Source organism: Magnetofaba australis IT-1 (assembly GCF_002109495.1).
GTDB classification, from domain to species: domain Bacteria; phylum Pseudomonadota; class Magnetococcia; order Magnetococcales; family Magnetococcaceae; genus Magnetofaba; species Magnetofaba australis.
Window position 1 is genome coordinate 495,229 of sequence record NZ_LVJN01000019.1, and the last position, 12,957, is coordinate 508,185.

Annotated in this window: 8 protein-coding genes; 6 read left to right on the plus strand and 2 right to left on the minus strand. The window is 60.8% G+C overall.

Annotated features, from left to right (window positions below; genetic code table 11):
• On the plus strand, nucleotides 1-1,269 hold the full coding sequence (locus MAIT1_RS11450) for a hemolysin family protein (protein WP_085442399.1): 1,269 nt from the start codon (nucleotides 1-3) through the stop codon (nucleotides 1,267-1,269).
• Here MAIT1_RS11450 and lpxK read toward each other — a convergent pair.
• Both lpxK and MAIT1_RS11460 read right to left on the minus strand, forming a co-directional pair.
• Nucleotides 1,253-2,359 carry a tetraacyldisaccharide 4'-kinase gene (gene lpxK, locus MAIT1_RS11455; protein WP_158089446.1) on the minus strand — a complete coding sequence of 369 codons (1,107 nt, stop codon included), beginning with the start codon at nucleotides 2,357-2,359 and terminating at the stop codon, nucleotides 1,253-1,255. The two genes, MAIT1_RS11450 and lpxK, sit on opposite strands and share 17 nt — an antisense overlap.
• Nucleotides 2,352-3,614, minus strand: coding sequence for a 3-deoxy-D-manno-octulosonic acid transferase (locus tag MAIT1_RS11460; RefSeq protein ID WP_158089447.1), 1,263 nt, complete (start codon nucleotides 3,612-3,614; stop codon nucleotides 2,352-2,354). Before MAIT1_RS11460 ends, lpxK begins: the two co-directional genes overlap by 8 nt.
• 615 nt (nucleotides 3,615-4,229) lie before the next feature.
• Here MAIT1_RS11460 and mshL point away from each other — a divergent pair.
• The 5 genes from mshL to MAIT1_RS11485 all read left to right on the plus strand — a co-directional run bounded on the left by mshL (nucleotide 4,230) and on the right by MAIT1_RS11485 (nucleotide 12,944).
• Nucleotides 4,230-5,990, plus strand: a complete 1,761-nt coding sequence (gene mshL / locus MAIT1_RS11465) for a pilus (MSHA type) biogenesis protein MshL (RefSeq protein ID WP_085442402.1) — start codon at nucleotides 4,230-4,232, stop codon at nucleotides 5,988-5,990.
• 475 nt (nucleotides 5,991-6,465) lie between these two features.
• Nucleotides 6,466-7,176 (plus strand): tetratricopeptide repeat protein, encoded by a 711-nt coding sequence (locus MAIT1_RS21840; RefSeq protein WP_158089448.1) that lies wholly within the window; start codon nucleotides 6,466-6,468, stop codon nucleotides 7,174-7,176.
• Between the two features lie 7 nt (nucleotides 7,177-7,183).
• A complete protein-coding gene (locus MAIT1_RS11475; RefSeq protein ID WP_085442404.1) occupies nucleotides 7,184-10,048 on the plus strand; it encodes an AAA family ATPase in 2,865 nt (954 codons plus the stop codon).
• Nucleotides 10,045-11,706 (plus strand): GspE/PulE family protein, encoded by a 1,662-nt coding sequence (locus MAIT1_RS11480; RefSeq protein ID WP_085442405.1) that lies wholly within the window; start codon nucleotides 10,045-10,047, stop codon nucleotides 11,704-11,706. Before MAIT1_RS11475 ends, MAIT1_RS11480 begins: the two co-directional genes overlap by 4 nt.
• Nucleotides 11,707-11,717: 11 nt before the next feature.
• Nucleotides 11,718-12,944: a type II secretion system F family protein gene (locus MAIT1_RS11485; protein WP_085442406.1), complete on the plus strand. Its 1,227-nt coding sequence runs from the start codon at nucleotides 11,718-11,720 to the stop codon at nucleotides 12,942-12,944.
• Nucleotides 12,945-12,957: the final 13 nt, after the last annotated feature.

Genomic DNA, 12,957 nt, shown 5'->3' on the forward strand with positions numbered 1-12,957 from the left:
ATGGAAATTTCGCAAATTCTGCTGTGGATGCTGTTCTTCCTGTTCATGGAGGCGTTCTTCTCCGGTTCCGAGATCGGCGTGGTCAGCGCCGACCGCATGAAGTTGCGCCACCAGGCCGCCAAGGGTTCACGCGGGGCGCGGCTGGCTCTGGAGATGTTGCAGAAGCCCGAATGGCTGCTCTCCACCACCCTGGTGGGAACCAATATCGCCATCGTCTCCAACACCACCCTGGCCACCTTGCTGGCGGTGAAGCTGTTCGGCCATGAGAATAGCTGGCTCGCCATTCTTGGCGTGGCCCCGCTGATCTGGGTGTTTGGCGAAATCGTGCCCAAGAGCGTATTCCAGCAGCGCGCCGACCTCTACACGCCGCGCGTGATCTTTGTGCTGCGCGCCGCCTCGTTCGTGTTCTATCCCGTGCTCACCGTGTTCAGCTTCCTCACCCGTCAACTGGCGCGTCTGGCCGGTGGCGAGAGCAGCAAAACGCCGTTCACTCTGCGCGAAGAGCTGGACGTGATGCTGCAGATGCCCGCCACCGATCATGGCGATGTGCTGCCGGCGGAGAAGACCATGATCCGCCGCATGTTCAATATCGGCGAGATGCGCGTGCGGGACATTCTGATTCCTTCGGTGCACGTGGTGTCGGTTCCGCGCAACGCCACCTGCGTGCAGGCGCTCTCTCTGACTCGTGAGCATGGCCACACCCGTCTGCCGGTGTTCTCGGGGCGGGTGGATAACATCATCGGCTATGTCAGCGGTCTGGATCTGCTGGGCCAGCCCAACAGTCAGCCCATTGAGCCGTTTGTCAAACCGATCCCCTTTGTGCCCGGCGCCAAGCCGTTGGAGGATCTGCTGCGCGCCTTCCGCGAAGATGGCGGCCACATGGCGGCGGTAGTGGGGGAGTTCGGCGGCTGTCAGGGCATCATCACGCTGGAGGATATCCTCGAGCGGGTGGTGGGCGACATCGACGACGAGTACGACACCCAGGAGCAGTCGCCGCGATGGGTCAAACAGTTGGGGCCGGGACAGTTTGTGGCCAGCGGCCGCATCGACCTGGGCGCGCTCAAGGAGCGGGTGGGGGTGGAGTTGCCCGATGGTCCTTACGAGACCCTGGGCGGCTTCCTGCTGGAGCGATTTGAGGAGATTCCCGCCGAAGGGCGCAGCCTGCAGTGGGAGGGGGTGCGCTTTACCGTAGAGAAGGCCAGCGATCGCGCCATCCTGGAAGTGGAGATGAGCATGAAAGCCCCACGCCCTCTCAAGCCCACTGTGTGAGCAACTCTGAGATCATCCTCTCCAGCGGGGCGGCGTCGGCGAACGCCATGCCAATGGCCAGCGCCTTGACCGGCAGCGGCAATCGCTCCGGGTGGGCGATCTTGATCAAGTCCTTCTGCGTGCACGCCAGGGCCTCCGCGCCCTGAGCCTGCGCCCGCTGCGCCAGCTCCATCAACTCCTCTTGCGTGAAAATATGGTGGTCCGGGAAGGCGTTCAACGAGAGAACATCGACGCCCGCTTGTTGCAATGAGCGTTGGAACGAGTCGGGGCGGGCGATGGCGCAGAAAGCCGCCGCCCGTTGCGGCGCGCTCACGCGCGCGCCCTGGGCGTTGCGCCAGCCATCGGCTTGATGGCGCGCGCGCAGCACCGGCAGCTCCGGCGCAATGTCGGCGATGTTCTGTGCGGCGCGATCGCCTGCCGCCGCATCGTCTGCGCGGGTGAGAATGCCAAGGTGCGCGCGGCGCAGTCCGCTGACCGGCTCGCGCAAGACGCCGCCGGGCAGAATGCGCCCATTGCCGAATGGCTGACGCGCATCCATCAAGACAATATCCAGATCCCGCTGGGCGGCGCGATGCTGAAACGCATCATCCAGCACCACCACATCCGCGCCCAACTCCTCCACTGCGAACGCCATGGCCAAGGCGCGTTTTGGCGCGGTGAGCGTGACCGCCCGCGGCGCATGGCGCGCCAGCAGCGCCGCTTCATCCGCCGCCTCGGGCGGACGCATCACCATCTGCTCGCCATCGCTGATGACGCACACCGACTCGCGGCACAGTCCGCCATGGCCGCGACTGATCAATGCCGGGCGCCGCCCCTGCGCCAGCAGCCAGTCGGCCAGCCAGGCGCACAGCGGGGTTTTGCCCACGCCGCCGCTGGTGAGATTGCCCACGCTGATCACCGGCGCCGGACAGCGATAGCGCGTTAGCCAGCGTCTGTCATAGGCGACATTGCGACCCTGCATCACCGCGCCATAGAGCGCGCCCACGCCGCCAAGCGCCGTGAGTCCCCAACGCTCCATCGCGGTCTGCGGCGCGCGCGCGCCATACAGGAGAGGGAGCCACTGAGCGGAAAGGGCGCGGCGTTCAGCCATGGGGGTGGATCTCCTCAATGACGGCCATGACGCGCTCCAGCGCGCCGGCGTTGCGCTCCACCACGTCGCGGGCAGCCGCGCCCATGCGCTGACGCAGCGCGGCGTCGTCCAGGAGTTCGGCCAAGCGGGGCGCCAACTCAGCGGGGGCCTGAATGCGAAAAGCGCCGCCGGATTCATCCAGTTGTTGGGAAACGCCCTTGAAGTTGCTGGTGTGAGGGCCGTATAAAGTGGGAACGGCCCAGGCGGCGGGCTCCAGCATGTTCTGCCCGCCATGGGGGATCAGACTGCCGCCCATAAAGACCGCTTGAGCGAGTTTGTAGAGGCGCGTCAGCCAGCCCACTTGATCCACCAGCAGCACCGTTTCCCGCCATTGGCCCTGGGCTTGGGAGAGGCGCAGTAGATCAAATCCGGCCTCTTGAACCAGGGCGGCGACCTCGTCGCAGCGCTCCGGGTGGCGCGGCGCCAGGATCAGGCGCAGTTGCGGGCGTTCAGCCTGCAGCATGGCGAAGGCGTCCAGCGCGTGGGCCTCCTCGCTGGGGTGGGTGCTGGCGGCCATGAACAGCGCTCCGAGCGCGTCCAATGCGCCGATGCGCGCGGTCAGTTGCGCCCAATCGGCGTCACTGGGCTGTTTGAGCGCCTGGTCATATTTGATATTGCCCAAATCGCGCACGCGGGCGGGATCGCCGCCGATGGCGCGCATGCGTTCGGCGTCCATCTCCGACTGCATCGCCATGAGGGTGACCGGACGCAGAAAGGCGCGCATGGCCCAGCGGGCGCGGGAATAGTTTTTGAACGAGCCGGGGGAGAGGCGTCCATTCACCACGATAATGGGTGTGTTGATGGCGCCCAGGGCGGCAAACAGGTTGGGCCACAGCTCGGTCTCCATGACGATGAAGAGCTGGGGGCGCAGGGTGCGCGCAACCGGGCCGGTGATACATGGCAGGTCCAGCGGCAGGAACATGTGCGCATCAGCCTGGGGGATCTTCTCCCGCACCACTTGGCGACCGGTTTTGGTCACTGTAGAGAGCAGCAGGGCGTGATCCGGATAGCGTTGCTTGAGCGCCGCGCATAGCGATTGCGCCGCCATCGCCTCGCCGACGGAGACGGCGTGGAGCCAAATGAGCGGGCGGTCGCCAAAGGATTGACTCAGACGCTGGGCGTCCCGCCCCAGACGCGAAGCCAACGTGCCGCGATATTTGGGCGTGCGCCAGAAGCGCCAGATCCATAGCGGCAGTGTGATCAGGAGTAGGAGCAATAATAAAATTGTATAGAGCGCGCGCATGGAGTCCGATGAGAGAGAAGATTGTTCTGTTGTGAGCGCCTTAATCGCGCAAGGACGAATCGTTAAAACGCGATAGGGCAAGATAGCATGAATGGAGCGCCGTCACAGGAGTTGTGGTGAAACCGCGCGCAGGGTTGAGGATGTTCGGCAGAACCCGCTTGACGCAGCGCTCGGGATCGAATGATTTTTTGTGTTGGCGTTAATGTTGCATTGGTATGCTGCGGCGCAACTTGTCAGAGCGCCGCGCCAAACAGACTGTGTGTTGCCCACGTCAGCACAAAGGCGTGTGTAGCGCATTGAAAGACTGGGCTTCGTCTGGCAAAAGTGTTAGAGTCTGCATCGCCAAGCCATGTCGATGATTGTCTGCGTGGTTGGCGACACGTAACCTCCGTGAAGGAGTGAGTGTGGTTTTGCAGTTTCTGCAAGAGTGGTGTGGCGCGTCGCAACCCTTTTTAAGGGCGATGGAAATCACGTCACAACTGCTTCAAGCGCATTGAATTCTTCGTTTACATTGCCGATAGACGCGCAGAGCTGTATTTCGGTTGCAAACGGCGTTGGAATTGGCGAACAACGAGAGGTAATTGGACCATGAAGTCGCACCACTCCCTGCTCAGCGTCAGCCTCGTGGCGTTGTCGCTCACGTTAGTCGGTTGTCAAACCGTCTCCGAGCCTAAGCCCGAGAGCGGAGAGGCCGCGCTGGAGAAGGCGCACCAGTCCATGATGAAAGACTCCGAGTCTTTCGCCGCCAAACAGGCGGCTTTGAGCAAGGATATGAGCGTGATCCTGGGCACGCCGCCTGATCGCGATATCCACAAACTGTTTGTGGAGGAGTCGGAAAACTTTCGCGCGCGTCAGGATGAACTGTTCCGTGACCTGAACAAGTCCGAATACGTGCCGCCCGTCATCGAACCGGTGCCGCCCACGCACAACCCGTTGCAGGATATCAACGTCTCCTTGGAAATGGATAAGGAGGATGTGCGTCACGTGCTGCAGGCGTTGGCCAAAATGACCGACATGAACCTGCTGATCCACCCGCGCGTGCTGAAGGACCCTCCGTACATCTCCGTGAGCTTCCGCAATGTGGACGCCGCCACCGTGTTTAAGGAGATCCTGGAGCTGGCGGACCTGCACGGCGTCATTCAAGACAATGTTCTGCGCGTGGATCTGTATCAGGAGGCGACCCTGGACCTGGGCTTCCTGGAGACGCAAATCACCTCAAGTTTCTCTGTTGGCGGCGACGTTCTGGGCTCAGCCAACGCTGGCGACGCCTCTGGCGGACAGCTGACCGGCTCCTTCAACTTGAACGGTCAAGCCGGCAGCGTCACCAACCCCTATGACGCCATCGAAACCGTCGTAACCAACGTGATGAGCACATCCGGGGATACTGGCGGCGGACAGAGCGTCTCCGTTAATCGCATGACCGGCACCATGTTCCTGCGCGCCCGCCCCTCGGCGGTGCGCAATATCACCAAGCTGGTGGACCGCTATAAAGAGGTGCTGGGGCGTCAGGTGCTGATCGAAACCCGCGTCATGGAAGTGACGTTGAGCGATCAATATCGCGCCGGTGTGGACTGGTACTTCCTGCGCAACAATCTGGCGACATCCCGCGGGGTCTCCATGACGATCCCGCAGCCTTGGGAGACCGCCACGACGGTGGGAACCACCACGCAGGTCGCGGATACCGATCTGAACTTCGGCTCCAAGGGCCAAATCAACTCGGAAGTCAATTTCGCCTCGCTCTCTATCCCGGCCATCACCTCCAATCCTGCTGGTCTGGCTCTGGCCATTGGCGGCAAGTATGGTCTGGCCGCCGTGGATCTGCTCAAGCAATTCGGCGACGTTCAGGTTCTGTCGAACCCGTCGGTGCGCGCCCGTCATGGCATGCCCGCCATGATCAGTGTGGGCACCAGTAAAGCCTATGTGTCGGAAACCACGGTGACCACTACTGGCGGAACCACCACCACCACCGACTATGAGGTCACCACCAACACGGTGTTTGATGGTCTGATGATCGGCGTGGTGCCCTTCATTCGCGACGATGGCAAGATCCAATTGACCATCAATCCTATCAAGTCCGACGTCAGCGCCGCCAGCTTGGAGTTGACCACCATCGGCACTACCCAGTTGTCCCTGCCGCAGGTGGATCTGAAAGAGATGAGCACTGTGCTGGAGGTCAACAATAAGGACACCGTGCTGCTGGGCGGCTTGATCGACAAGTATAAGGCCACCACCAAGACCGGCGTGCCGGTGTTGTCTGAGCTTCCCATCATCGGGCGGGCGTTCTCCACCGATTCCGAGTCTGAGAGTACGCGCGAATTGGTCATTATGATCCGCGCGACGATTCTCTGATCCGTTCCGATCAGTCAAGCAGGGAGTCGTCACCGCCGTGAGCGTGATGTACAAAGCGCTGCGCAATCTGCAACACGCAGAAAACTCAGCGCAGGGAAAAAAGGGAAGCGTCCGGCCTCTGCAGCCGGGCGCTTTTCCCGCTTCCAGGGGGGCGCACGCTCTTTTGCGCCTGCGTTATATTTTGCCTCTGGGCGTTGTCGTCGGCGTGGCGGGGGGCGTGGCGGTCTACTTGTTGGTGACTTCTCCTGCGCCTGATGATGCGCCCCTAACGCACATCAGCAATGGCCAAAACGAGATGTCTGTCTCACAAGCAGCATCAAATATCGCAGCGGATTCCGCCTCTGCGCAGCCTGCTCAACGGCATGATACATCTGTATCCGCCGCGCCACAGACTCTCCCCTCTGCAGAAATCAGTGCGCCGGGAATCGCGTCCGCCCAGTCAGAATTGAGCCGGGTGGAGGCGGGGCTGAGCGCCATGGAAGCGGCGCAATCGCGCATCGAACAGGATCTCCAGCAGCAGGATGTGGCGGCGCAACAGCGCCAGGCGATGAGCCAGGAGACCGCACCAGCTAAACGCGTTGAGCCGCCTGCTCCTGTATCAAAGAGCATTCAGTCCACCCTTGCGCATTCGTCACCTCCGCTGTCGCAACATGCACGGGTGGCGCCCACGCCGCGCCATACCCCCAAACCGCCTGAACAGCGTCAAGCGGCCTCCTCGCAAGAGAAGCGGGAGAGGCGCGTCGCGCAAAACAGCGTCTCGCAGCGTCAGCCCACCCGTTCTGCGTCGCGCGACAACGAGACTGCGGAAATCGCGCGCAAGGTGGAGATCAACCGGCGTGATAGCGCGCAGTTGGCGCGGCAGTTGCGCGCCGCCATGGCCCAAGGCAACGGACCAGTGGTGGAAAAACTGCTGACGCAACTGCGTCAAACGCGTGGACCCGATCATCCGTTCCTGCTCAAAAGCGAAGCGTTCTGGGCCATTAAACAGAAGCATTACCCCGCCGCCGAGGCGTCGCTCAAACGCATTTTGGCCAAAACCCCCGATGATCTGGAAGCTGGAGTCAATCTGGCCATTGTGGAGATGCGCACCAAGCGCATGGAGCAGGCCAAAGAGCGTTTGAGCAATCTTCAACGGGCGTATCCTGATAACGCCCAAGTGCGCAGCATGATGCGCTACTTCCGATGAGACCTGCATGAGCGCCACGGAGAATCCTCAACATGCGCCGTATGAGAACCTGCGCGCCGACCCCAGCAAACCCGCCAGCGACGCGGAGTTGGCGGCGATGGTGGCGCAGCGTGAGGCGTATCTGGATTTCCTCGGCCTGGAGCGCAACCCCTTTCCCGTGGCGCCGGATGCGGAGACCTTCTTTCTGCCTGCGCGCATCGATGCGCTGATCACCGAAACCCTGCACAGCATCTATACCCGCAAGGGGTTCATGGTCATCACCGGCGAGGTGGGGCTTGGCAAGACCACCATCAGCCAGCGCATACTGCGGGTGATGGACCATAATAAGGTGGAGACCGCGCTGGTCTTCAACACCTATTTCCAAGGCTCTGAGTTGATCGAAGAGATCAATAAGGACTTCGGCCTGCCCAAAGCCGAGGGCGGGTTGCCCGCGCAGATGGCGGCGCTCAATACGTTTTTGATGGAGCGCTACCGACAGGGGAAGACTTGCGCCATCATCATTGATGACGCCCAGAATCTGAGTCTGGAGAGCCTGGAGATGGTGCGCATGATCTCCAATCTGGAGACCAATGCCGAAAAGCTGGTGCAGATTCTCCTGGTGGGGCAGCCGGAGCTGCATGAGAAGCTCAATGCGCACGAAATCCGCCAACTCAAAAGCCGCATCGTATTGCACGCCAAAGTGCGACCGTTCGATTCTGACGAACTCAAGCAGTATATCCATTTTCGTTTAAACGCCGCCGGTTCCCGTGGCGCGGTCACCATTGCCGACAACGCCTTCAAAGCCATCGAGCAGCGCACTGGGGGAAACCCGCGTCAGATTAACAATCTGATGGATCGTTGCTTGTACGGCCTATTTGCCTACAACTCCACCAAGCTGACGCGCAAACTGGTGCTGGAAGTGGCGGACGAAGTGGGTCTGTCTGAAGAGGCCAGCGCCACGCCCGGCGGCAGTGGCAAAAAGCGCAGTTTGGTCTGGCCCGTGTTGGCGAGCGTCGCTGTGATCGCAGTGGTGGTGTTAGCCGTTCTGCTGCAGCGCCAGCCGCCGCCGCAGGTGGTGGTGCAAAAAGCCACCGCTGAGGAGATGAGTCAACTGCAGATGGCGCGGGAACAAGCCAAGGCCGATATGGCCAAGGCGCAATCGGCGCAACAGCAGGCGCGACAGCAGGAGGCGCAGGCGCAGCAAGCGAAAGAGAGCGCGCGCGCGGAGTTGAATAAGGCCAAGACGCTGCAGGAGAAGGCCAAGGCGTTGGTGGCTAAGGCGCGGATGATGGAGTCCAAGGCGCTGGCGCAGGCGGCTGAAGGCGTCGATGGCGAGTCAGGCGGCGAGGCGGAGGCGCGGCTGTCACAAGCGCGGCAAGCGCGGGTGGAGGCCGAGCGCGAAGCGGTGCGCGCGGAAGCGTTGATGATCCAGGCCCAGGAAGCCGCCAAGAAGCGCCAAGAGTCCCTGGATGAGGCCCGCAAAGCCAGCGTTGAAGCCGAAGCGGAAGTGGCGCGCACGCAGCAGTTGATTGCGCAGATTCGCGAGCAGACGCAGAAACAGAAACAGGCGTTGGAGGAGGCGACGTTGCTGCGGCAAGCCGCTGAAGCGGAAGCAGAGAAGGCGCGCGCCGCAGCGCAGGCCTCACTGGAAGAGGCCAAGCAGCGCGCCGCCGAAGCCGAACGCGAAGCGCAGGCGCTGGAACAGGCTAAAGCGGAGAGGCAAGCGGCGGAAGCCGCCGCCGAGGCGGCGAAACAGGCGGCGCTGCAGGATAAGCAGGTATCGGAAACGCTGATTGAAGAGGCGCGCAAACAGGCGCAAGAGCAGGCGCAGAAACTGGTCGATGCGGAGCGCCAGAAAGTCGAGCGTGAGGCGGCCGCCATGCGGGAAGCCGCCCAGAAAGCCAAAGCAGAGGCGGAAAAGCGCGCCCAAACCTTGCTGGAAGAGGCGCAAAAAACCCGTGAAGAGGCCGAACGCCTGGCGCAGGCCAGCGCAAAGGGCGCTGTTGTGGAAAAAATCTCCCCGGAGTTGCAACAGTTTATGGCTGGCAACGGCCTGGAAAACTATGCCACTCTGATGAGCAAAGCGCTGCGCGATGGTTGGCTGCCCGTGGCCGCGCGGCGCATTGGTGATCAGACCGGAAAGCGTTTGGCGGCAATGCGTGAATTGCCAAAAGGGGTCTCTTCCCGCTATGGCGTGCTCACGCATAAAGAGGGCGATGGACGCACGCAGTATCTGTTCTTCTGGAAACCGGAACAGAATATCGATGATGTCTACTATGGCTCGCGCGGCGCCGACGTGAAACGCCTGCAGTCCCTGCTCAAGCGCGCAGGCCACTATCCGGCGGAAGTCGATGGCATCGCCGGACGCTACACCATTAAAGCGCTGGTGAATTTTCAGCGCCAATACGGCTTGGAGCCAACAGGGCAGATCAACGGCGCAACCCTCTATTTACTGGAGAATCAGCCGCAGGCGCAGCCCCAAAAGAGCGCGCCAAAACGCTCAGAGGGAAAGGCCAAACAGGTGGCCAACACGCAGCCGATTTCGATTTTGCGCAAGCCGCCTGCGCGCGCGGTGGACACGCCGGATCAGGAGCCGAAATATCTGGCGCAAGCCGCCAGCTTCCAGATTCCGCAGCAGGCCATTACCCTGGCCACGCAGATGCGCGCAAAGGGGATTGACGCTTTTATCCAGGAAGTCGCCCTGCAAGACGGGGTAACATGGCTGGTGGTGCGCGCCGGACCCTGGGCTGTGCGCGCCAAAGCGGATAAAGTGGTGGAACAGTGGAAAGAGCAATTTCACATTGACGGCTTGATTATCCATTACCAGCCGGATCCGACGGCCGCGTCGCCTGACGCCGCCAGCAAGGATAACCGCGAAAGGGATGACAGATGAATGCACCGCAACGTAAGCCAATCGGCGTCCTGCTGCAGGAGAAGGGCCTGATCTCCGATGCGCACATTGAACTGGCGCTGCAGGATCAGAAGGTCACCAAAGAGCGCGTCGGTGAGATTCTGGAGCGGTTGGGCTTTGTCTCCCAGTATGACGTGGCCAATATCGTCTCCGAGCAGGAGTCCCGCGAGTTCGTCGATGTGGACACCATGACCCCTGCCGAAGACACCCTGCGTCTGTTCAACCTGCCGCTGTGTCTGAACAACACCTTCCTGCCGATTATTCACGATAGCGCCAGTAACTCGATTCAAGTGATCACCGCCGATGATAACGTCGAAGATCTGGAGCGTCTGATCACCCGCCACACCGGTCTGCGGCCCAAGTTCGTGCAGGGCGAACGCGGTAAGATTCTCAATGCCGCCCAGTACTACTACTACTTTCTGGAAAATCCGGTTGAAAAGCTGCTGGAGAAAGAGATCCAGCTCCTGGCGCTGGACACCGATGATGTGCGCAGCTTGGACAACTTCATCAAGCATCTGCTGCAGCTGGCGGTGAAAACCCGCGCATCGGATATTCACATCCGCCCCATGGACAAGTCCATTAGCGTGGCGTTTCGTATCGACGGCGTGATGCGCGCCATGTTCTCGCTGCCGCCCAATATGAAGCGCCTGCTCACCACCCTGAAGATGCGCTCGGACATGGACATCGCCGAACAGCGTCTGCCTCAGGATGGCTCCTTCTCCGAGCAGATTCTGAATAACCATTACGACTTCCGCGTCTCCACCACGGTCTGTCCGTTTGGCGAAAATATGGTGATGCGTCTGCTGCCCATGAAGAGCGACTTCATGGGCTTGCCCCAGTTGGGCTTCGAGCAGGAGGCTATCGATCTGGTGCGGCAGATCTTCAACGAACCCTATGGCATCGTACTGCTGACCGGTCCTACGGGTTCAGGTAAGACCACCACCCTCTACGCGGCGGTGCGCGCCCTGAATCTCACCGAGAAGAACGTGCTGACGGTGGAAAACCCCATCGAATACCGCATCCCGCTGGTGCGTCAGACGCAAATTAACACCAAGGCCGGCTACACCTTCGCCAGCGCCATTCGCTACTTCCTGCGTCACGACCCGGATGTGATCCTGGTGGGTGAGATTCGTGACAACGAGACCGCCGCCACCGCCATCTCGGCATCGGAAACGGGCCACTTGGTGCTCTCGACTCTGCACACCAACACCGCGTTCGGCGCCATCCCGCGTCTGCGCTCGCTGAATATTCCGCCGTTTATGCTGTCGGACTCGCTGGTGGGGGTGGTGAGTCAACGTTTGGTGCGGAAAATCTGCCCCAATTGTAAAGAGCCCTATACGCCGAGCCAGGAGGAGTTGGACTATTTGGGGTTGTCCGCGGAGGAGGCGCCGGAGTTGCATCGTGGCGTGGGGTGCGACACCTGCTTCGGCACCGGTTTCCATGGCCGGACGCTGGTGTATGAGATTTTGCAATCCACCCCTGAGCTGGCGCTGCAGATCTCGCGCGATGCGCCGCTGGATGAGTTGCTGAAAACCGCCAAGCAAAATGGTTTCCAAGACATCTTTGATATCGCTCGTTTGAAGGTTCTTCGCGGCGAGTTGTCGGTGTCTGAGATGATCCGCGTAATCGGTTATATGTAAGGTATAGCAACATGGCGATTTTTCGATACAAATTAATCACGGCGGAAGGCTTGCCAAAAGGCGGCATGATTGAGCTGCCGTTTGATAGCCCCTTGTCGGCGATGACCTATCTGGAACAGCAGGGCAACACGGTGATCTTCGCCACCCCATTGCCCCCGGCGATGGGCGCGCTGGTGGGGATGGTCAACCGGTTCCTGCAGCAGCCAGTCACGCAGGCGGAGATGGCCGAGTCGCTGACCAACGTGTCGGTGATGCTCAAGGCCGGCGTGCCGCTGATTACCGCCATCCGTGACGCCATTGGTGAACACGACAACAAAACCTTGGCGCGCATTGGTCGCGAATTGGTGCTGCGGGTGGAGAGCGGCTCCAGCTTTACCGACGCCTGCGCGCGTTATCCGCAGGTTTTCCCGGACACCATTCGCTTCCTCATTCGTCTGGGTGAGGAGACTGGCGGATTGGATCGCACGGTCAAAGATGCGGCGGACCACGCCAAGAAGATGGACCGCATTAAAAAGGATACCAAGAGCGCGCTGACCTATCCGACCTTCATGTTCATCGCCATCTTTGGCGCCATGTTTTTCTGGGTCTATCTGGTGGTGCCGCCTATGGCGGACCTGTTCAAGTCGTTCCGCGTGCCGCTGCCCGCCATGACGGTGATTGTGATCGGAGCCTCCAAGGCGTTCGCAGAAAATATCGGAACAATTCTCGCAGTCGGCGCAACGGCCATATTCAGTTTGAGTATGGCGATTAAGCTGCACCAGCCAACGCGCCGGGGGTGGCACTGGCTGCTTTTGCGCATCCCGGTGTTCAAGCTGATTGTCTCCTCATTCAATCTGGCTTTTATCACCGAGTATATGAGCTTGATGATCAATGCGGGTGTGGACATCATGCGCAGCTTGCAGATCCTCAAGGAGGCGCTGCCCAATGAGATCTATCGCGAGAAGCTCGATATGGTGCGGGAGCGATTGGTGCAAGGGGTGAGTCTGCGCGAGTCGTTCACAGAAGCCAAGATCTTCCCCACCTTTGTGGTGCGTATGATCGGTGTGGGCGAGCAGTCGGGCACTTTGTCCGATCAGCTGGAGTATGTGGCTGAGGAGTATCGCCTGAAGCTGGACGACATCGTGGCCAATATCGGCAAATTGGTGGAGCCTCTCGCCATCATGATCGGCGGCGGCATGTTCATTGTGCTGGCGATGGCGCTGTTCTCGCCGCTCTACTACCTGATTAAAAGCATCTAAGCCTGGCGTTCCG